The organism is Maritimimonas sp. 2205BS37-2, assembly GCF_056591755.1.
In genome coordinates this window covers 1,412,378-1,433,584 of sequence record NZ_JBWQOI010000001.1, presented here as the reverse complement: position 1 = coordinate 1,433,584, position 21,207 = coordinate 1,412,378, and the positions used below count along the sequence as shown (strand labels likewise).

Annotated in this window: 20 protein-coding genes; 11 read left to right on the top strand and 9 right to left on the bottom strand. The window is 34.8% G+C overall.

What is annotated here, in order from left to right:
• Entirely contained in the window at positions 1 to 1,032 is a 1,032-nt protein-coding gene (locus tag AC1EUU_RS06810; protein WP_480200635.1) for an acetamidase/formamidase family protein, read from the bottom strand.
• An 85-nt stretch (positions 1,033 to 1,117) separates the two neighbouring features.
• On the opposite strand from AC1EUU_RS06810, the gene AC1EUU_RS06805 reads away from it, so the two are divergent.
• From AC1EUU_RS06805 to bshC, 9 genes are all read left to right on the top strand, one after another.
• Positions 1,118 to 2,365, top strand: a complete 1,248-nt coding sequence (locus tag AC1EUU_RS06805; RefSeq protein ID WP_480200634.1) for a competence/damage-inducible protein A — start codon at positions 1,118 to 1,120, stop codon at positions 2,363 to 2,365.
• A 74-nt stretch (positions 2,366 to 2,439) separates the two neighbouring features.
• Positions 2,440 to 2,679 (top strand): 50S ribosomal protein L28, encoded by a 240-nt coding sequence (gene rpmB, locus AC1EUU_RS06800; protein WP_480200633.1) that lies wholly within the window; start codon positions 2,440 to 2,442, stop codon positions 2,677 to 2,679.
• A gap of 9 nt (positions 2,680 to 2,688) precedes the next feature.
• Positions 2,689 to 2,871, top strand: a complete 183-nt coding sequence (gene rpmG / locus AC1EUU_RS06795) for a 50S ribosomal protein L33 (protein ID WP_480200632.1) — start codon at positions 2,689 to 2,691, stop codon at positions 2,869 to 2,871.
• Between the two features lie 24 nt (positions 2,872 to 2,895).
• The gene (locus AC1EUU_RS06790; protein ID WP_480198155.1) at positions 2,896 to 3,045 is read left to right on the top strand and encodes a DUF4295 domain-containing protein; all 150 of its coding nucleotides are present in this window, start codon (positions 2,896 to 2,898) and stop codon (positions 3,043 to 3,045) included.
• A 166-nt stretch (positions 3,046 to 3,211) separates the two neighbouring features.
• A complete protein-coding gene (ftsY, locus tag AC1EUU_RS06785; RefSeq protein WP_480200631.1) occupies positions 3,212 to 4,165 on the top strand; it encodes a signal recognition particle-docking protein FtsY in 954 nt (317 codons plus the stop codon).
• On the top strand, positions 4,165 to 4,506 hold the full coding sequence (locus AC1EUU_RS06780; RefSeq protein ID WP_480200630.1) for a hypothetical protein: 342 nt from the start codon (positions 4,165 to 4,167) through the stop codon (positions 4,504 to 4,506). Before ftsY ends, AC1EUU_RS06780 begins: the two co-directional genes overlap by 1 nt.
• The gene (rimO, locus tag AC1EUU_RS06775) at positions 4,507 to 5,817 is read left to right on the top strand and encodes a 30S ribosomal protein S12 methylthiotransferase RimO (RefSeq protein WP_480200629.1); all 1,311 of its coding nucleotides are present in this window, start codon (positions 4,507 to 4,509) and stop codon (positions 5,815 to 5,817) included.
• A gap of 11 nt (positions 5,818 to 5,828) precedes the next feature.
• Positions 5,829 to 6,524 carry a Dph6-related ATP pyrophosphatase gene (locus tag AC1EUU_RS06770; protein WP_480200628.1) on the top strand — a complete coding sequence of 232 codons (696 nt, stop codon included), beginning with the start codon at positions 5,829 to 5,831 and terminating at the stop codon, positions 6,522 to 6,524.
• 84 nt (positions 6,525 to 6,608) lie between these two features.
• Entirely contained in the window at positions 6,609 to 8,228 is a 1,620-nt protein-coding gene (gene bshC / locus AC1EUU_RS06765; RefSeq protein ID WP_480200627.1) for a bacillithiol biosynthesis cysteine-adding enzyme BshC, read from the top strand.
• Here the strand turns inward: bshC and AC1EUU_RS06760 are convergent.
• From AC1EUU_RS06760 to AC1EUU_RS06740, 5 genes are all read right to left on the bottom strand, one after another.
• Positions 8,223 to 8,660 (bottom strand): NUDIX hydrolase, encoded by a 438-nt coding sequence (locus AC1EUU_RS06760; RefSeq protein ID WP_480200626.1) that lies wholly within the window; start codon positions 8,658 to 8,660, stop codon positions 8,223 to 8,225. The genes bshC and AC1EUU_RS06760 overlap by 6 nt on opposite strands.
• Before the next feature lie 32 nt (positions 8,661 to 8,692).
• Positions 8,693 to 9,166, bottom strand: a complete 474-nt coding sequence (locus tag AC1EUU_RS06755; RefSeq protein ID WP_480200625.1) for a hypothetical protein — start codon at positions 9,164 to 9,166, stop codon at positions 8,693 to 8,695.
• 160 nt (positions 9,167 to 9,326) lie between these two features.
• Positions 9,327 to 9,713 carry a DoxX family membrane protein gene (locus AC1EUU_RS06750; protein WP_480200624.1) on the bottom strand — a complete coding sequence of 129 codons (387 nt, stop codon included), beginning with the start codon at positions 9,711 to 9,713 and terminating at the stop codon, positions 9,327 to 9,329.
• A 56-nt stretch (positions 9,714 to 9,769) separates the two neighbouring features.
• Positions 9,770 to 11,290 carry an amidohydrolase family protein gene (locus tag AC1EUU_RS06745; protein WP_480200768.1) on the bottom strand — a complete coding sequence of 507 codons (1,521 nt, stop codon included), beginning with the start codon at positions 11,288 to 11,290 and terminating at the stop codon, positions 9,770 to 9,772.
• A 72-nt stretch (positions 11,291 to 11,362) separates the two neighbouring features.
• The gene (locus AC1EUU_RS06740; protein ID WP_480200623.1) at positions 11,363 to 11,830 is read right to left on the bottom strand and encodes a histidine triad nucleotide-binding protein; all 468 of its coding nucleotides are present in this window, start codon (positions 11,828 to 11,830) and stop codon (positions 11,363 to 11,365) included.
• 84 nt (positions 11,831 to 11,914) lie between these two features.
• On the opposite strand from AC1EUU_RS06740, the gene guaA reads away from it, so the two are divergent.
• Together guaA and AC1EUU_RS06730 are read left to right on the top strand one after the other, a co-directional pair.
• Positions 11,915 to 13,447, top strand: coding sequence for a glutamine-hydrolyzing GMP synthase (gene guaA, locus AC1EUU_RS06735; protein WP_480200622.1), 1,533 nt, complete (start codon positions 11,915 to 11,917; stop codon positions 13,445 to 13,447).
• A 7-nt stretch (positions 13,448 to 13,454) separates the two neighbouring features.
• Positions 13,455 to 15,380 (top strand): LysM peptidoglycan-binding domain-containing protein, encoded by a 1,926-nt coding sequence (locus AC1EUU_RS06730; protein ID WP_480200621.1) that lies wholly within the window; start codon positions 13,455 to 13,457, stop codon positions 15,378 to 15,380.
• 67 nt (positions 15,381 to 15,447) lie between these two features.
• Here AC1EUU_RS06730 and AC1EUU_RS06725 read toward each other — a convergent pair whose 3' ends face one another.
• From AC1EUU_RS06725 to gcvP, 3 genes are all read right to left on the bottom strand, one after another.
• Positions 15,448 to 17,076, bottom strand: a complete 1,629-nt coding sequence (locus tag AC1EUU_RS06725; protein WP_480200620.1) for a pyruvate dehydrogenase complex dihydrolipoamide acetyltransferase — start codon at positions 17,074 to 17,076, stop codon at positions 15,448 to 15,450.
• A 35-nt stretch (positions 17,077 to 17,111) separates the two neighbouring features.
• The gene (gene pdhA, locus AC1EUU_RS06720) at positions 17,112 to 18,107 is read right to left on the bottom strand and encodes a pyruvate dehydrogenase (acetyl-transferring) E1 component subunit alpha (protein ID WP_480200619.1); all 996 of its coding nucleotides are present in this window, start codon (positions 18,105 to 18,107) and stop codon (positions 17,112 to 17,114) included.
• A gap of 209 nt (positions 18,108 to 18,316) precedes the next feature.
• The gene (gcvP, locus tag AC1EUU_RS06715) at positions 18,317 to 21,166 is read right to left on the bottom strand and encodes an aminomethyl-transferring glycine dehydrogenase (protein ID WP_480200618.1); all 2,850 of its coding nucleotides are present in this window, start codon (positions 21,164 to 21,166) and stop codon (positions 18,317 to 18,319) included.
• Between the last annotated feature and the right edge of the window lie 41 nt (positions 21,167 to 21,207).

Sequence of the window (21,207 nt, the reverse complement as noted above, 5' to 3'; positions counted from 1 at the left end):
TTATTTAGAGCCTAGAATCTCTTTAGACATGTGCATAGTAACTAACATGTGAGGTACATCTACTGTTTCAGCTATTTTTAAATCACCTGCAAGAGAACATAATGCATAGGCTTCATGCTCAGTCAAGCTATGTTCTCGTTGAAGGTAATCTATCATATATAATGTTGCTTTTTTAGCTGCCTCATCTATAGTTGTGCCAAAACCAGTGGTTGCATAGTAGGTGTCGGTTTCATATTGAGGTTCTTTAATTGATTTGTCTTTAATCACCTCAAGTTGATAAATAAAACGCATGGGTGCCTCAATAGCTGTACCACAAACTTCACCAAGCCCTTGAACTGCATGTGCGTCACCAATAGAAAATAATGCACCCTCTACAAAAATAGGAAAGTATATGGTTGTTCCTTCTACGAGATTCGGATCATCCATATTGCCACCATTTGCCCTGGGTGGAATGGTTGATAGCATCTCACCGGTAGCAGGAGCAACACCCATTACTCCAGGAAAAGGATTTAACGGTATTTTCATGCGATCATTAAAATCGATGTGTTTTTTATCTTTACCAAGGCTATAGGTTTTTAGGTAAGCGCCTTTAATGGAGTCGGCGACAAAACTAAACCCAGGAAAGATTGCATTCCAACCCCATTCGCCCATTTCAATTTTATGTAGGGTTACTTTTAATACATCACCAGGCTTTGCATTTTCTACATAGACAGGGCCTGTTAGTGGGTGTATCGGATCAAATTTTAAGGAATCTAAAACTGAAACATCTGAATCTATTGAAATTTGCTCATCACTGGCATCTTCGGTGAAAGCCTCTATTATGGCACCCGATTTTACCTTAAGAATAGGAGGTATCTTACTACTAAATTTATTGTGAGTTTGATCTTTTGTTAAGGTGAAATCAGGTTTAATCTCTTGTTTTTGTATTTCAGAAGTGTTTTTAACACCTTCTTTTTGCTGATCACAAGAGATGAGCATTATAGATGTAAAAAATGTAATGATATAAATATTGATTTGTTTTAATTGATTCATTTTTATTGGGTTAAAGAATTGAATTTAAAACTACTAAAATATTTTCTATTTAATACCTTTGCAGGCTTAATGTAAACGATAAGATTTGAACGTTGAAATTATAACAATTGGTGACGAGATATTAATTGGTCAAATTGCTGACACGAACTCGCAATGGATTGCGCAAGAGTTAAATAAAATTGGTATTTCTGTTTTTCAGATAACTTCCATCCAAGATAAAAAATCGCATATTCTTAAGGCTTTATCTGAAGCCGAATCGAATGCTAATATTGTAATTGTTACAGGGGGCTTAGGTCCAACAAAAGATGATGTTACCAAGCATACTATGTCTCAATATTTTGATTCTTCACTTGAAATCAATGAAGAAATTGAAACGCATATCAAAGAAATGTTTGCAAAAATTGGCTACGAGTTTACAGAACTTAATAGGCAGCAGGCATTATTGCCAGTAAAGGCTACAATCTTAAAAAATTATTTAGGCACCGCTTCTGGGATGTGGTTTGAGAAGAATGGAAAGATTTTTATTTCATTACCAGGTGTTCCAAATGAAATGAAAGGTTTGATGTTAAGAAAGGTATTGCCTAAGTTAAAAGAATCATTTAATCTACCATATATAATTCATAAAACAATTCTTACCTATGGTATGGGTGAAAGCAAGGTTGCTGAGCGCATTGAAGATTGGGAAAATAACTTACCACATTTCATTAAACTGGCTTATTTACCAAATTATGGACAGCTACGCTTGCGTTTATCTGCTAAAGGGAACGATGAAAAATTAGTACAGAACACTCTAAACGAAGAAGTAGCAAAGCTTATGGAGTTGATTAGTGACATCGCGATAGGATTTGATGAAGGCGAAAGTCTAGAAGCCAAAGTGGGCAATTTGCTAAAAGAAAAGAATCAAACAGTATCAATTGCCGAGAGTTGTACTGGAGGAGCTATTGCCAAAATGATTACTTCGGTCTCTGGAGCCTCAAAGTATTTTATTGGATCTATAACAAGCTATCACGAACGTGTGAAAACGGAGTTTTTAAATGTTCCACAGGAAATTATTGATAAAAACTCGGTGGTGAGCGCTGAAGTTGCTAAAGCAATGGCCTTAGGAATGCAAAAAGTTTATGGAACAGATTACGCGATCGGTGTTACAGGAAATGCTGGGCCAACTAAAGATAAAACTGATGAATCTGTCGGGATGGTTTACATAGCAATTGCTTCACCAAGTGAGGTTTATGTAAAGGATTATTTATTTGGCCCTCCACGACAGAAGGTGATTCAAAAGGCGTCTGTTAAAGCATTGGAACTGCTAAAAAAGTCAATTTTAAAAAACAGTTAAAATAGTTTGCTGGGTTTCTTAAAATTTTCTATTTTTGCACCTCGTTTTAGAACAACCATAAAAACAGTTAAGAAATGTCAAGAGTTTGTGAGTTAACCGGGAAGAAAGCGATGGTAGGGAATAACGTTTCTCATGCCATGAATAAAACGAAACGTAAGTTCGATGCGAACTTAATAAAAAAACGTTTTTATATTCCTGAAGAAGATAAATGGATTACGTTAAAAATCTCTACTTCTGCTTTAAAGAATATCAATAAAAAGGGTATTTCTGCTGTAATTAAAGAAGCAAGAGCAAAAGGTTTTTTGAAAAAATAATAGTAGACAATGGCAAAGAAAGGTAACAGAATACAGGTTATTTTAGAATGTACAGAGCATAAGAATAGCGGTATGCCAGGTACTTCTAGATATATTACTACCAAGAGTAAAAAGAATACTCCTGATAGAATGGAATTGAAGAAATTCAATCCTATTTTAAAAAAAATGACAATTCACAAAGAAATTAAATAATTTCAGATAACACATTTTTGAATCATGGCAAAGAAAGCAGTAGCGTCGTTACAGACAGGTTCTAAAAGATTAACTAAAGCTATCAAAATGGTTAAGTCACCAAAAACAGGTGCTTATACTTTTGTTGAAGCGATTATGGATCCTTCTAAAGTAAACGATTTTTTAAAGAAATAAATAGCTGTAAAGCATATATATTAAGCTACTTTCATTCTATTGAGAGTAGCTTTTCTTTTTTATATTTACAGATGGGTTTTAAGAAGATTCAAATAAGCTAATACTATATTGTTTCTGATAAATTTTAAACTAAATAACGATAAGTCTATAAACACATCAATTAAAAATGAGTTTATTTAAAAATATATTTACAAAAGAAAAGAAAGAAACCTTAGATAAAGGTTTAGAAAAAAGTAAAACAACTTTCTTTTCTAAACTTTCTAAGGCAGTTGCCGGTAAGTCTAAGGTTGACGATGATGTTTTAGATAACCTGGAAGAGGTATTAGTAGCTTCAGATGTTGGAGTCGCTACAACTTTAAAGATTATTGAAAGAATTGAGGCACGTGTAGCACGTGATAAGTATCTTGGTACAGATGAGCTCAATCAGATTCTTCGCGATGAAATTGCAGGACTACTTTCGGAAACTAATATTGGCGAGGCAACCGAATTTTCCATTCCAAAAGATAAAAAACCTTATATAATTATGGTAGTTGGTGTCAATGGAGTAGGGAAGACTACTACTATTGGTAAACTGGCCGCCCAATTTAAACGCCAAGGACTAAAAGTTGTATTGGGGGCAGGAGATACATTTAGAGCTGCCGCTATTGATCAATTACAAGTTTGGGCAGATAGAGTAGGTGTACCCATAGTAAAGCAAAAAATGGGTTCGGACCCAGCTTCTGTAGCATTCGATACGGTACAGTCTGCAGTAAATCAAGATGCAGATGTGGTAATTATTGATACTGCTGGGCGTTTGCATAATAAGGTAAACCTAATGAATGAATTGTCTAAAATTAAGCGTGTAATGCAAAAGACCGTTGCTGATGCTCCACATGACGTATTATTGGTGTTGGACGGATCTACTGGTCAAAATGCTTTTGAACAAGCTAAACAGTTTACCAAAGCGACCGAAGTTACTTCGTTGGCAGTAACTAAATTGGATGGAACAGCAAAAGGAGGCGTTGTTATAGGTATTTCAGATCAATTTCAAATTCCAGTAAAATATATCGGTGTTGGAGAAGGTATCGATGATTTACAAGTGTTTAATAAACATGAATTTGTAGATTCTTTCTTTAAATAATGGAGAATTCTACGAGAAATTTAATGATCTTATATGCAATTGTTGTATTGTTTTCAATTGCGGGTGTTGCTTTAAATATTATCCCAATATTTAATTTAAGATCGGCAGAAGACCCTAAATTTTCTGAAGAGATAGCGAACCTTTTTATTAAAGCATTTTATACAAAAGCTTTACTCTATTTGATTATAGCTTTAATAGCCTCAAGTGCAATCATAAAAAGAAGATTTTCAAAACCACTTTTAATCATTTTGGCCATATTTCTTATTTCAATTTTTGTTTTCGGGCCATTAATACTCGAATTTTTTCTAGGAGATAGTGCGCTTGATGTAAATGTTAATTAAATGCGAACAAAGTCAACGAAGCAAAATAAAATCAATGTAGTTACTTTAGGATGCTCAAAAAATATATATGATTCTGAAGTTTTAATGGGGCAGCTTAAAGCCAATGGTAAAGAAGTTGTACATGAAGATGAGCAAGATGATGGAAATATAGTGGTTATTAATACTTGCGGGTTTATTGGTAAAGCCAAAGAAGAATCAGTAAACACCATTTTACATTATGCCCATAAAAAAGAGAGAGGTGAGGTTGATAAAGTATTCGTTACTGGTTGTTTAAGTGAACGCTATAAACCAGATTTAGAAAATGAAATTCCGGATGTAGACCAATATTTTGGAACACATGATCTGCCCAACCTTTTAAAAGTTTTAGAAGCCGATTATAAACATGAATTATTAGGAGAGCGCCTAACTACCACTCCAAAACATTATGCATATTTAAAAATTGCAGAAGGCTGTGATAGGCCTTGTTCGTTTTGTGCAATACCGTTAATGCGCGGTAAACATAAATCTACTCCAATAGAAGAGCTTGTAATTGAAGCCACTAAATTAGCAGAAAAAGGTATTAAGGAGTTAATTCTTATTGCACAAGATTTGACGTATTATGGTCTTGATATTTATAAGAAAAGAGCCCTTGCAGATCTCTTAAAAGAATTGATCAAGATTGATGGAATTGAATGGATTCGTTTACATTATGCTTTTCCAACCGGATTTCCACTTGATGTTTTAGAGGTTATGAAGAATGAGCCTAAAGTTTGTAATTATTTAGATATTCCGTTACAGCATATCAATACGCAACTTCTGAAATCAATGCGTAGAGGTACTACATTCGAAAAAACAAATAAACTCTTAGAACAATTTAGAGAAGCCGTGCCAAATATGGCAATAAGAACAACATTGATTGTAGGATATCCCGGTGAGACAGATGAAATTTTTAACGAATTAAAACAGTGGGTCATAGATACAAGGTTTGATCGTTTAGGAGCTTTTGCATATTCACATGAAGAAAATACACATGCAGCAACGCTAGAAGATGACGTTCCAGAGGAAGTAAAGGAAAAGCGTGTTGCCGAAATTATGGAGATTCAAAGTCAAATATCTTGGGAATTGAATCAAGAAAAAATAGGAAGAACCTATAAATGTATTTTTGATAGAAAAGAAGGTAATTATTTCTTTGGGCGTACAGAGTTTGACTCACCCGATGTAGATAATGATGTTATTGTAGATGCTCGTAATCATTATGTCCAAATAGGACAATTCGTTGATATTAAAATTACGAATGCGGGTGATTTTGACCTTGAAGGAATTCCGGTATAAAGAACAATGCTATGAAAAAAGCATTCTTTAATTGGAGTAGTGGTAAAGATTCTGCACTGGCTCTATATCATCTGTTGCAAGATCAGAACTTTCATACAGATCTTTTAGTAACTACTGTAAACAAAGACCTTGGAAGAGTTTCCATGCATGGTCTTCGCGAGGAATTATTGAATGCTCAGGTAAAAAGTATAGGTTTACCACTTAAAAAACTCTATTTATCTGGAGAAGTTTCAATGGAAGACTATAAGACTACTATGTATCGCGTAACTACAAGATTGAAAAATCAAGCTTATTCTCATGCTGCCTTTGGTGATATTTTTTTGGAAGATTTAAAAAAATTTAGGGAAGAACAATTACAGCAGGTAGGCTTAAAAGCACTATTCCCTTTATGGAATAAGAATACCAGTGAGCTTATAAATGAGTTCATAGCATTAGGATTTAAAGCTATAACAGTTAGCGTTAGTGCAAAACACTTGGATAAAAGTTTTGTGGGAAGGCTCATAGATCACGATTTTATTAATGACCTACCGCAAACAGTTGATCCTTGTGGCGAAAATGGGGAGTTTCATACTTTTGTTTATGATGGACCTATCTTTAAGAGACCTGTTGATTTTAAAGTGGGAGAAAAAGTATTAAAGCATTACCATACCAAAGAAAAAAGTAATTGGGACACCTCATTTTGGTATTGTGACCTCTTGCCATCATAAAAGTTAAAAATATGTTAGTAATATCTTTAACTAGCGACATATGGACTAAATTTTAGTAATTTTAGCCTTACCAAAAGCATTTCAATGACCGAAGAAGATTGTAAAGTTAAAGTAACAACAATTCCTTTTAAACAAACAGGTTATTTCTCAAAAACCATTTGTGACTATCTTGATAAGGACGAAGGCATCGTTCCTTTTTATAATAATTTTCCCAACATAAAGGGTTTTGCAAAACAAATAGATGAAAAACGCAATTCTAAGACTAGTTCAAAGTTGCATCGCGAAACATTAGTTGCTGCTCTTAAAAATCAATACACTCATATAAAATCATCTACTGAGACTAAAGAAAATATACAATCTTTACGGAGTGAAAATACTTTTACAATTACCACGGGGCACCAGCTAAATCTCTTTACCGGCCCGTTGTATTTTTTATATAAGATCATTTCTACAATTAATTTATCAGAAAAATTAAAGAAAGAATTTCCGGGAAATGATTTTGTGCCTATTTATTGGATGGCAAGCGAAGATCATGATTTTGATGAAATCAATTTTTTCAATCTTAACGGACACAAGATTCAATGGAAACGAGCGTGTGAAGGTGCTGTTGGACGCCTATCGACCGAAGGGTTAGATACTGTATTTGACGAATTCTCTAAGCTATTGCCAAATACATCTAACGCAAATTATTTAAAAGACCTTTTTAAGAAAGGGTATATAGAACATGCTACTTTAACAGAAGCCACGAGATATATTGCAAATGAGTTGTTTAAAGAGAATGGTTTGGTAATCATTGATGGCGATGATAAGGAGCTAAAAAAATTATTTGCTCCATTTGTGGAGGAGGAGTTGGTAAATCTAACTAGTCATAAAAGTGTGACCTCAACAATTGCGAGTTTAGAAAAGAATTATAAAATTCAAGTTAATCCTAGAGAAATTAACTTATTTTATTTAGCGGATAATTTACGTGATCGCATAGTTCTTGAAGAGGGAATTTATAGAGTGAATAATACAGATATTACTTGGAATAAGGGTGAGCTACTTAAAGAAGTCAATGATTTCCCAGAAAGATTTAGCCCAAATGCATTACTAAGGCCATTGTATCAGGAAGTAATCTTACCTAATTTATGCTACATAGGAGGAGGAGGGGAACTAGCCTATTGGTTCGAGTTGAAAACATATTTCGAGACGATCGATGTACCATTTCCTATTTTATTGCTGCGAAATTCTGTACTGTTGCAATCAGAAAAACAGCTAGAAAAGCTCGAAAAATTAAATATTTCGCAGAAAGAAATCTTTTTGAAACAGTCTGATCTTATTTCGAAAAAAATTAAAGATATCTCTGAACTTGAAATAGATTTTGGTAAACAAAAAGAATTTTTAAAAAATCAATTTGCGGAATTAGAGCGTATGGCTCAGCAAACCGATAAGTCTTTTATGGGAGCGGTAAAAGCCCAAACCAAGAAGCAGCTAAACGGGTTAGAAAAACTAGAAAAACGTTTATTAAAAGCAGAAAAAAGAAAACATCAAGGTTTAACCAATAGAATTTCTAAGTTGCAAGATGAGTTGTTTCCTAATTATAGTTTAGAAGAAAGACAGCGTAATTTTTCAGAATATTATTTAGAGTATGGGGGGTATTTAATAAAATCTTTGAAGGAACAGTTAGATCCATTAAAACAGGAATTTACCATAATTACTTTATAAAAGCCTGCATAATTGTAGTGCACGTGTATAAGCTTTGACCCTAAACCCAACATCAAAATTGGTCAATTGATTTGGGTCAATCCAATGTAATTCTTCGAATTCGTCATCCTGTGGTATTAATTCCCAAGTGTCTTTATAATTAATTTTGGCAACCGATAGTTCTTGACCTTTATAAATATAATACGGATCTTCAGGAGGGTAAGTGTATCGCACTTTTTCTTCAAAAAGCACTTCTATATCATCATCAGATATTGATATTCCTAGTTCTTCGTTAAGTTCTCTTTTTACCCCATCTAAAGCGTTTTCACCTTGATCTAAACCACCCTGAGGCAGCTTATAACCACCATCACGTGGTGATGAACCTATTAGTATTTTACCATCTTTATTTACCAATATGGCTAACACAGCTATGCGAAAAGTATCTACTGTCATAACCCAAAAATACCAATAATATTTAGAAAATTTTAGATCGCAGAAAGTGGAATTACTTCTTCAACCTCTTTGTTATCATCCTTTAAGATTCTTAAGGTAGGTATTCTAGATATTTGCCTCACAATTTGTTGAACATCTAGTACAAAATCGGTAAGTATTTTACCAACCTTTTTATCGGTATTTATTACTTCCTTTTGTGAATAATTTTCGGCTAAAAATCTAAAGTAATCATTGTCATCACTTATTAATACATCCTTTTTTAGCATTAAAGATTGATATAGTTTCGAATAGATTTCTAATTTCTTTTTATTAAGCGATGAAACAGATTTTATCTGTAGCAATAGATCCAAACGAGTTTCAAATGTCATTCGCCCTTTTAGGCCTAAGGCATTAATAGTTTCAATATCATTTACGCCTAAGCGTTTGATGAGGTAACTAGATATTAATTGATCAATGTTGTAGGTTGTAAAAAAGAATTCTTCTTTGACTTCATTTAATAAATTCATAGCATAACAGCATTAAAAACGTACTCTTAAATAGAGTATAAACAAATTAAAAAAAGGGAGAGAAATCGGGTTTCTCATAGCAACTTAAATCTATCATATTTCATATAGATTTGATCAAATATAATGAAGAATGCACTACAATTAACTGAAAATTTATGATTTACAGCTTTTTGCCAATAATTGGTATATTTTTTCTATCAATCAGTAAAGTGATGAACGCTAACACAAAAACTCCTACTGCCATTCCGAATAAAGTACCTCCATCACCATTAATTTCAATACCTAATTTTGTGAGATGCATAAAAATAGCTCCTGAGATTACACCTAAAGTGATTAGTGCTCCTAGCCAAACCGTTCTTGGTATTAAAATAAAAATAGCAGCGATTAGCTCAACAATACCAGATCCGATTCTGCCGGCTTTGCCCAATCCGGTTTTTTCAAAAATATAAATACTGTCTTCGTGACCGCCAAACTTAAAGTATAGGGTCTGAAGTAAGACCACTGCTACTGCTACTCTTATAATTAAAGGAAGATATTTTTTTAACATAACCTATCAGTTTGTTTTTTGAAACTTTAGACGCTCAAATCGAAAATCATTACATTCTAATTTTTAATACCGGGCTGGGTTATTTTGAAGTTTTCATTTTGTTTAGCTTTATCAACCATTTGTTTTACGCTCTTTAATAATTTTTTAGCATCATAGATAATCCCATCTTTAATGGTGTATTTTACGCCTCCTACGCGTACTACCTCATTATCTTCCGTTAACTTAATGGCACCGGTTCCATATAATACTTTTAAATTCTCTAAAGGGTTCTCTTCAACAATTACAAAATCTGCCAGTTTTCCAATTTCTACAGAGCCAATTTTGTCATCCATTTTTAAGGCTTCAGCACCATTTAAGGTTGCTGCTCTTATTACTTCTAATGGATGAAATCCTGCTTCACGCAATAATTCTAATTCTCGAACATAAGCGAATCCATATAACTGAAAAATGAACCCAGAGTCTGAACCCGCAGTAACACGACCACCTCTATTTTTATACTCATTGATAAAGGTCATCCAAAGCTTGTAATTTTTCTTCCAAGCAATTTCCTGTTCAGTGCCCCAATAGTGCCAATATGAACCATGAGATATTTTACTGGGTTGGTAAAACTTCCAAAGGGAAGGTAAAGTGTAGTCTTCATGCCATTCGGCTCTTCTAGCTCTTTGTAAATCTCTACTAGCTTCATAAATATTAAGAGTAGGGTCTAGTGTAAAATCTAATTCAAGTAATTCATCCATTACTTTGTTCCAATGGTCTGAATAAGGTTTTGCGGCTTGCTGCCATAACTTACCTGCTTCTTCAAAACGATGCTGTTCATTATTATAATTATAATTTAATGGGTAATGCTGAATGGTTTTATCTTCAAATAAAGCCTCGGGCAATCCATACCAATGTTCCATTGAAGTTAATCCTGCTCTAGCCGAATGTAAAACGTTCCATCGAGCAACTGATAATTGTGCATGATGGCAAGCCGAACCTAATCCCAACTTTTTGTTTTCATCAAGAGCAGCGATCATAATTTCTGGAGCGGCTCCAAAAAATTTAATACCGTCAGCACCCTTTTTAGCATTGTTCCGTACCCATTGCTGCGCCTGTTCAGTTGTGCTAATTGGTGTTTTAGATCCCGTTCCGAAAAAAGTATAGCTAACTATTCTGGGCGCAATAATTTCGTTGGCAGCACTTTGCTTTTTTAATTGAATGGCATCAATACCTCCCGGTTGTCTAACCGTTGTTACCCCATGAGCCATCCATAGTTTAAAGACATAATCAGGGCTGGCTCCTTGAGCTTCACCACCAATATGTCCATGCATATCAATAAATCCAGGTAGCAGATACATTCCAGTGGCGTCTAGTTCCTTACCTCCTTCTTTTAACTTTGGGCGTTTACTTTCATCAATTTTAACACCAGGGTAACCAACAACTTTAATGTCTTTAATACGATTCTTTTCTACTACAATGTCTACAGGGCTTATTGGAGGAGCACCATTACCATTAATTAAGGTGGCACCTCTAATAATTAATTGAGAATAAGGGCCGTCGCTAAATTCTTGAATTGAATTTTGCGAAAAGCCATGCATTGACACAAAAAGCGAAAAAGTGGTTAAAAGGGTTATTAGTTTGAAACTCATGTTGATAGATTTAGTTAAGTTTTAATGATCTGAATCTTTATAATCTTGGGTAACCATTGGGCCTAATTTTTTTCCGCCCAAGAGATGAAGGTGTATGTGGAATACCGATTGGCCGGCATCTTCATTAATATTCATAGAAACACGATATCCTGTCTCTGAAATACCTTTTTCTTTAGCTAATTTTTTAGCAACTAAAAATAACTTGCCAAGTAAGGCTTGATCTTCTTCACTTGCATCATTTATCGTGTAGATTTCTTTTTTTGGTACAATAAGTAAATGAACAGGCGCCTGAAGTCTTAAAGGAACAAAGGCTATTACGTCATCATCTTCATATACTATCGTAGCTGGTAATTCTCTCTTAATAATTTTGGTAAAAACAGAACCATCTTTTATTTTTTGAAGCTTCTTTTGTGTGTATGTCTCACTTTGAGCATAAGAAAAAAACAAATTTAAAAAGAAGATAATGGCTAGAGAAAATGATGGTTTCATTTGAATAAATTATAATCATCACAAAGTACTAAATATTTTGCAGAAACCATTTCAAGAATTCTCAATTAAGTTTTACTTTTGCAAATGCAACAGAAGGTACTTATTTTAGATTTCGGCTCACAGTTTACACAACTTATCGCCCGCCGAATTAGAGAGCTTAATATTTATTGTGAAATTCATCCTTTTAATAGTGAAAAGGTGAATCCTGACGATTATAAAGCGATTATTTTATCAGGAAGCCCACATTCCGTTCGAAGTGAAAATGCTCCTCAACCAGATCTTTCCAGAATAAAAGGGAAAAAACCACTACTTGGAATTTGCTATGGAGCACAATATCTGGTACATTTTTTTGGTGGACAGGTTGGTGCTTCGAATACTAGAGAGTATGGTAGGGCTAAGCTAACTTTAATCGATGATTCAAGTGAATTGTTTAAAGGAATCAAAGATGATAGCCAAGTATGGATGAGCCATTCTGATACGATCATAGAATTACCTTCTAATTACCAGCGTATTGCTAGTACCCATGATGTTATAAATGCTGCTTTTAGGGTAGAAGGAGAAGAGACGTATGCCATTCAATTCCATCCAGAAGTATATCATTCTACAGATGGAAAACAACTTTTAAAAAACTTTTTGGTAGATATTGCTGGTGTAGAGCAAAGCTGGACGCCAGACTCTTTTGTTGAAACTACGGTAAATGGTTTGAAAGAGAAACTGAAAGATGATAGGGTGGTGTTAGGATTGTCTGGAGGTGTTGATTCTACAGTTGCTGCCGTATTACTAGATAAGGCAATTGGTAAAAATTTATATTGTATCTTCGTTAATAATGGTTTACTGCGTAAGGATGAATTTGAAAGTGTACTTGAGCAGTATCATGGAATGGGCTTAAATGTTAAAGGGGTTGATGCTTCGGCACGTTTTTTGAAAGCCCTTGAGGGAATTACTGATCCGGAAGCGAAACGCAAGGCTATCGGTAATACGTTCATTGATGTTTTTGATGATGAAGCTCATAAAATAGAAAATGTAGCATGGTTAGGCCAAGGAACCATATATCCAGATGTTATTGAATCGGTTTCGGTAACTGGAGGGCCTTCAGCAACTATAAAGAGTCACCATAATGTAGGAGGATTACCAGATTTTATGAAATTGAAGATTGTTGAACCTTTAAGAATGATTTTTAAGGATGAGGTAAGACGTGTTGGTAGATCGTTAGGAATTAGTTCTAGCCTTCTCGGGAGACACCCATTTCCGGGGCCAGGCTTAGGAATACGTATTTTAGGAGATATAACTGCTGAAAAAGTACGAATCTTACAAGAAGTAGATGCGATTTTTACTAATGGATTGAGAAAGTGGGATTTGTATGATAAAGTATGGCAAGCGGGAGCTATGTTATTACCCGTTAATTCTGTGGGTGTAATGGGAGATGAACGCACATACGAAAAAGTGGTTGCTTTACGTGCAGTTACATCAACAGATGGTATGACAGCTGATTGGGCAAATTTACCCTATGAGTTTTTGCAAGAAACATCGAATAAAATTATCAATAATGTGCCAGGAGTGAATAGAGTAGTATATGACATAAGCTCAAAACCTCCAGCAACCATCGAATGGGAATAAAATTAGTATGAATAGGATAATAATTATTTTTTTAATCTTCTTTACAGGTGTATTTTCGGCATTTTCTCAGGAAAAGAAATACATTAAGTATCAAGTTCAAGAAGGGGAGACTATACAGAGTATATCTCAAAAACTTTCAATTACACCTTATAATTTATTAAAATTAAATCCAGACCTCAAAGATGGAATAGAAGGAGTAAGAGTATTGATCATACCAAATAAAAACTATAAAGCGACTTCACCCGAAGAACACATTGATTACGTGGAAGATGGTTTTTTATACCATAAAGTATTACCTAAAGAAAATTTTTCTGGGCTAAAGCGACAATTTGGAGTTAATAAAAAGACCTTGAGAAGACATAATCCGGCATTAAGAAGGGAAAATTTAAGAATTGGTCAAATTATTAAAATACCTGTCGATGCTGATTTTGAATTACCAGAATCTGATACTAAAGAATTATCTGAAAGTAAGACAAAACCTTATTTAGTTAAACCGAAAGAGACAAAGTATAGTATTGCTAAAAGGTTTGGTATAGATGTAGTTAAGTTGATAGCTATTAACCCAAACTTGGAAGACGAGGTTTTAAAAATTGGTGAAATTATTCAAGTACCAAATACCACTGAAATTCTGAATGAGAATGAAGACTATGTTACCCATCAAGTGGAAAAAGGAGATACTTTCTTTAATTTAAAACAGCGCTTTGGAGTTAGTGTTGAAGATTTACTAAGCATAAATCCTGATTTGCAAGATGGATTAAAAGAAGGAATGCTGATACAAATACCCTTAATAGGGGGTGAAGAGCAAATTTTCACACCTATAATTACTCCTGAGAAAGAAATAAGAGCCTTGTTGCTTTTACCTTTCATGAGCAATAAAGCATCTATAAACTTTGAAAAGAATAGAACAAGTGATATTGTTTCAGATTTTTATTTAGGGGCTGCAATGGCGCTAGATTCTTTAAAGAAACAGGGATTGTCGGTTCATGTTAAGGTGTTTGATACTCAAAACAATAAAGACAAGCTTAGGAGCATTTTTTCTGCAGTAGATCTCAGCAATACCGACCTAATTATTGGTCCGATGTTTTATAGTAATTTAGAGTATATGTCTAGCTTAATTAGAGATAATGATATTCCATTGATTTCTCCTGTTTCAAGAAACGATCATTCGAGTTTGGGTATTAGAAGTGTTATTCAAGAGGCGCCATCAAAAGAAGCTTTATCAGATAAGGTACTTTCATATATTTCTAAGAACTATAATAATCAAAATTTCCTTATTATTTCTGATACTGCTAAAGTTTCGCAACCATTTTTAAATAAAGCTTTGCATAGTTTAAAAAGAATCGATTCTATAAATAAGATTGAAGTTATTAAACCAGAAAAAGGATATATTAAACCTGAGATATTTAGAGAGAAATTATTGGAAGATAAAGAAAACTGGGTGCTTCTTATTAGTGAAGACGCTGTGGTAACACGTGACGTAATAAATAATCTGGGCGTATTACCTGAGGAGATTAAAACTACATTCTTTACTTTGAATAAAGGCAAAAATTTTGATGCTCAAAAAGATATTAATAACTACTTAGCGCATGTTAATTTTCATTATCCTACACATAGTTTTATTGACTATGAAGATGAGGATGTAAAACGTTTTATATCAAAATATAAGAGCTTAAACCATGCCGATCCGAGTGAGTATGCTTTTAAAGGGTTTGACATTACTTATGATGCTTTATTGCGATTTGCTAGTTATGATGTAATTAATGATGCATTGAATGCTGGAGTATCCGAACGTATGAGTACTAAATTCGATTATAAAGGCAGTGGTTTTAACAAAGGTTTTGTAAATAGCGGTGTTTTTCTGGTTAAGTATGACGGACTAAATTTGGTGAAAGTTGATGATAGAATCAAAACCGAAGTAGCAACTGAAGAATAAAAATAATAATCAATAAAAAAAGCGACTGATACTTACCAGTCGCTTTTTTTGTTTTATACAATTGCAGTTAAACTATCATTGTAACTGGATTTTCTATATATCCTCTTAAGGTTTGTAAAAATTCAGCGCCTGTTGCACCATCAACAGATCTGTGATCACAGGCCATAGTTAGTTTCATAGTATTACCTACGGTAATCTCTCCATTTTTAACAATAGGCTTTTGCACAATGGCACCAACGGAAAGAATTGCCGAGTTAGGCTGATTTATTATAGATGTAAAATCTGTAATACCAAACATTCCTAAGTTAGAAATGGTAAAGGTACTCCCTTCCATTTCTTGCGGGGTTAATTTTTTATTTCTTGCTCTTACTGCGTAATCTTTTACCTGTGCACCAATTTGCGGTAACGTTTGTTCATTTGCAAATCGAACTACAGGTACCACTAAACCATCTTCAACAGCAACAGCCACTCCGATATGCACGTGATGATTGCGTTTAATTCTATCATCAAACCATTGCGAGTTTACTTTTGGATGTTTTATTAATGCCAGTGCAGTAGCTTTTACTACAATGTCATTAAATGAAATTTTTGTGTCGGGTATTGAATTGAACTGCTGTCTAAAAGCAATCGCATTATCCATGTTAAACTCAACATTAAGATAATAATGTGGAGCTGAGAATTTGGATTCTCCTAAACGACGTGCAATTACTTTGCGCATTTGTGAATTAGGTACTTCTTCAGAGCTTTCAGTACTTGATGGCACGAATGGAGTTGCAGAAGCAGAACTCGTGGTTGGCGTGTAATTTTCTACATCTCTCTTAACTACTCTACCATTTTCTCCAGTACCTTTTACGTTTGCCAGATTAATACCTTTTTCTTCAGCGATTTTCTTCGCTAAAGGCGAAGCAATAATACGCCCATTCGAACTTGTGGTACTTACTGCAGGTGCAGGTTCGAAAGCTAGTACAGGAGTTTTTGATACTTCTTTGGCCGGCTCCATCTTAGCAGAAGCATGTTCTTTTTTAGCTTCTGGTTTAGCTTCAGCTTTTGAAAAAGCACCACTTTTTATTCCTTCAACTACACCAGAAATATCTGTACCTTTTTTACCAATGACTGCTAGAACACTATCAACTGGAGCAGAACCTCCTTCATCAATGCCAACATATAATAAATTACCTTCATAGAATGATTCAAATTCCATAGTGGCTTTGTCAGTTTCTATTTCGGCTAATATATCTCCTTCGCTTACATCGTCTCCAACTTTTTTTAACCAAGAGGCCACGGTTCCTTCTGTCATGGTATCGCTCAATCGAGGCATTGTAATAATTTCAACACCTTCGGGAAGATCAATGCCATTATCTACAGTTTCAGTGGTTTCTGTTTTAGCTGGGGTTTCTTCTTTTTCCTCAACCGGAGCTTCACTAGCAGCGTCACTTAATAATTGTGTGAAATCTTCTCCTTTTTCGCCAATAATTGCTAACAGCGAATCTACTTTGGCAGATTGTCCTTCTTCAATACCAATATGTAAAAGGGTACCTTCATGAAAGGATTCAAATTCCATGGTGGCTTTGTCAGTTTCAATCTCAGCTAAAATATCGCCTTCTTCAATTTTATCACCAACGCTTTTTAACCACTTTGCTACAACACCTTCTTCCATGGTGTCACTTAAACGAGGCATATTGATAATTTCTGCCATAAAGATTTAATTTTTTAAATTAAATTTTGTTTTAATTATTTTCTGTGTTTTAAAAAAGGATAGTCCTCTTGTTCATACACAACGTCATACATTACATTTTTCTCCGGAAAAGCTGATTCTTCAGCATATTTTTCGCATTCAGCTACCATACTTTTCACTTCTTTATTTATTGCTTCAACCTCTTCATCACTGGCATATTTCTCTTTCTTTATTACATCAAGTACCTGTGTAATAGGATCGATTTTTTTATACTCAGCAACTTCTTCCTTCGTTCTGTAATGTTGGGCATCACTCATAGAGTGTCCTCTATAACGATAAGTTTTCATTTCTAAGAAATATGGCCCGTCTTTACGCGCATGCTCAATAGCTTCATGTACAGCCTCGGCCACTTTCACAGGATTCATACCATCAACAGCTTTGCTTGGCATTTCATAACCCAAACCTAGTTTCCAAATATCTTCATGATTAGCGGTTCGTTCAACAGAAGTTCCCATGGCATATCCATTGTTTTCAACTATAAACACTACTGGTAATTTCCATAACATAGCCATATTAAAGGTTTCATGTAAAGAACCCTGGCGTGCAGCACCATCACCAAAACATGTTAATGTAACTGCATCAGAACCTTTATATTTATCGCCGAAAGCAATACCTGCACCTAAAGGAATTTGACCGCCAACAATACCATGGCCACCATAAAACCGGTGTTCTTTAGAGAATATATGCATAGAACCACCCAGGCCTTGAGAGGTACCAGTGCCCTTACCATATAACTCAGCCATTACTTTTTTCGGATCAACTCCCATACCTATTGGCTGAACATGATTACGATAAGCAGTGATCATTTTGTCTTTGGTAAGATCCATAGCATGAAGTGCTCCCGCCAACACGGCTTCTTGACCATTATATAAGTGTAAGAAACCTCTCACTTTTTGTTGTATATAAACGGCGGCAAGCTTATCTTCAAACTTGCGCCAAAACAGCATGTCTTTATACCACTTTAAGTAGGTTTCTTTCGTGATTTTTTTCATAGAGTAAAAATTCGATTAGTACAAACGTAACTACAAAAATACTATTTTAGAAATAGTGGGAAAAAAAATGAGAATATTATTTTACGTTAACGATTTAGTTCTTTGCCTGAGATACGTAACCGTTCAAATATTGTACTCACTTTTTAATAGAATAGATTGGGTTTTAAGAATGGCTTTAAAAGTTAAAATCCCGCCATGGCGGGATTTTCTTAAGCTTCTATATAATCTTCGATTGGATTACAATCACAGATCAGATTTCTATCTCCGTACGCATCATCTACACGTCTTACCGGAGGCCAAAATTTATTTTCGGAAACGAATGCTAGTGGAAAAGCAGCTTCTTGGCGAGAATAAGTATAATTCCATTCATCGGCGGTTATCATAGACTGTGTATGAGGTGCATTTTTCAACACAGAGTCTTCTCCATTGCTATAAGCATCTATTTCGGTCTTTATTTGAATCATGGCATCACAAAAACGATCTAATTCTTCTTTGCTTTCGCTTTCAGTTGGCTCTATCATCAAGGTACCAGCAACTGGAAAAGATAATGTTGGAGCGTGAAAACCAAAATCCATTAAACGCTTAGCAATATCAGTTACCTCAATACCCTTAGCTTTAAACTCTCTGAAATCAACAATCATTTCATGAGCAGCGAAGCCCATCTCTCCTGTATACAGAATTTTATAATGTTTCTCTAAACGTGCTTTTAAGTAGTTGGCATTTAAAATGGCATAAATGGTTGATTGTTTTAGGCCATCTGTGCCCAACATTTTGATATAGCCATAAGAGATTAAATCTACTAGAGCAGAGCCCCATGGAGCTGCAGAAATGGATGTAATAGCATTTTTACCACCTGTTGTGATTATAGGGTTGGAAGGTAAAAATTCTGCCAGATGTTCGGCGACACAAATTGGGCCTACACCTGGGCCACCGCCACCATGAGGTATGGCAAAGGTCTTATGTAAATTTAAATGGCATACATCAGCACCAATTGTTGCAGGATTGGTCAACCCTACCTGTGCATTCATATTAGCCCCATCCATATAAACTTGGCCGCCATTATCATGGATAATTTTAGTAATTTCTTGAATAGCACTCTCAAATACCCCATGCGTAGATGGATAGGTAATCATTAAAGCTGCTAAGTTATCTTTATGCAGCTCAGCTTTTTCTCTTAAATCGTTAACATCTATATTACCATCATCAGAAGTTTTGGTAACTACTACTTTCATTCCTGCCATTACTGCAGAAGCTGGATTTGTTCCATGAGCAGATGCCGGAATCAAGCAGATATTTCTATGATCATCATTACGAGATTCATGATATGCTTTAATAACCATGAGGCCACTAAACTCACCTTGTGCGCCAGAATTTGGTTGTAATGAGGTAGCATGAAAGCCAGTAATAATATTTAAAGATTTTTCAAGATCTTTAAGCATTTCTTGATAACCCTCGGCTTGATTTATTGGAACGAATGGATGAATGTTATTCCAAGAACTCGAACTTAAAGGGAGCATCTCTGAAGCCGCATTCAACTTCATGGTACAAGATCCTAATGAGATCATAGAATCTGTTAATGAAATATCTTTACGCTCTAATCTTTTGATGTAACGCATCATTTCAGTTTCCGAATGGTATTTTCTGAAGACCTCATTGGTCATAAATTCACTCTCTCTCTGCAGGCCTGCAGGAATTGAGGAGGTAACTACATAATCATTAATAGATATTGGTTCCTTATTTTCTGCTTTTGACAAAATAGTAGCAATAAGTTGTATGTCTTCTAAGGTTGTAGTTTCATTTAATGAAATACATGCGGTTGTTTCATTTGGAAAATAGAAATTTACCTCATTGGCTTCGGCAATGTTTTTTACATTTTTAGATGAAGTAATGTTTATTTGTAAGGTATCAAAAGCAACCGTATTTATTTGCTTTACGCCCATTTTCAATAAGGCTCCATTTAAAATATTGGTTAGCGAATGAATTTTACCAGCAATATACTTTAATCCTTCGGCACCGTGATAAACCCCATACATACCTGCCATTACTGCTAATAATACTTGAGCGGTACAGATATTAGAAGTTGCTTTTTCGCGTTTAATATGTTGCTCTCTCGTTTGTAAAGCCATACGTAAAGCGCGTTTTCCATCTGCATCTTTACTGACTCCAATTATTCTACCAGGAATTAATCGTTTGTACTCTTCTTTAGTTGCAAAATAACCAGCATGAGGACCTCCATAGCCCAACGGAACGCCAAAACGCTGTGAAGTACCTACTACTACATCAGCTCCCATTTCACCAGGAGCTTTAAAAATAGCAAGACTTAATAGATCAGCAGCAACTACAACTTTTGCATTATATTCATTTGCATTTCCTATAAAATTAGAATAGTCAAAAACTTGTCCGTTTTTATTTGGGTATTGAACGATAGCTCCAAATACATTATTTGTAAATTCAAAACTTTCGTGGTTTCCAAATATTAACTCTATGCCGATAGGAATTGCCCTTGTTTTTAAAATAGAGATCGTTTGCGGTAGGACATCTTCAGAGACAAAAAATTGATTCGCTCCACTTTTCTTTTGATCTCTTGACCTGGCCGCAAATAACAATGCCATTGCTTCGGCAGCTGCGGTACCTTCATCTAATAGCGAAGAATTGGCTAATTCCATACCTGTTAGTTCCGATACCATCGTCTGGTAATTCAAGAGCGCTTCTAAACGTCCTTGAGAAATTTCAGCTTGATAAGGAGTGTAGGAAGTATACCAACTTGGGTTTTCGAAAATATTACGCTGAATAACGGCTGGTAATTTTGTCGGATGATATCCTAAACCAATAAATGATTTGTATTGTTTGTTTTTAGTAGCCAGTTTTTGAATATAACCACTAAATTCATATTCACTCATAGCTTTTGGGAGGTTCAATGGCTCTTTTAATTCTATGTGTGAAGGGATCGTGCTAAAGATCAGTTCATTTAGCGAACTTACACCTATAGTAGCCAGCATTTCATCAACTTCATATGCTCTTGGCCCCAAGTGTCTTAAAGCGAAAGAATCTGTATTCATTTTACTAATTTAAAACGGTAAATGTTGTAGCTCAAAAGTAC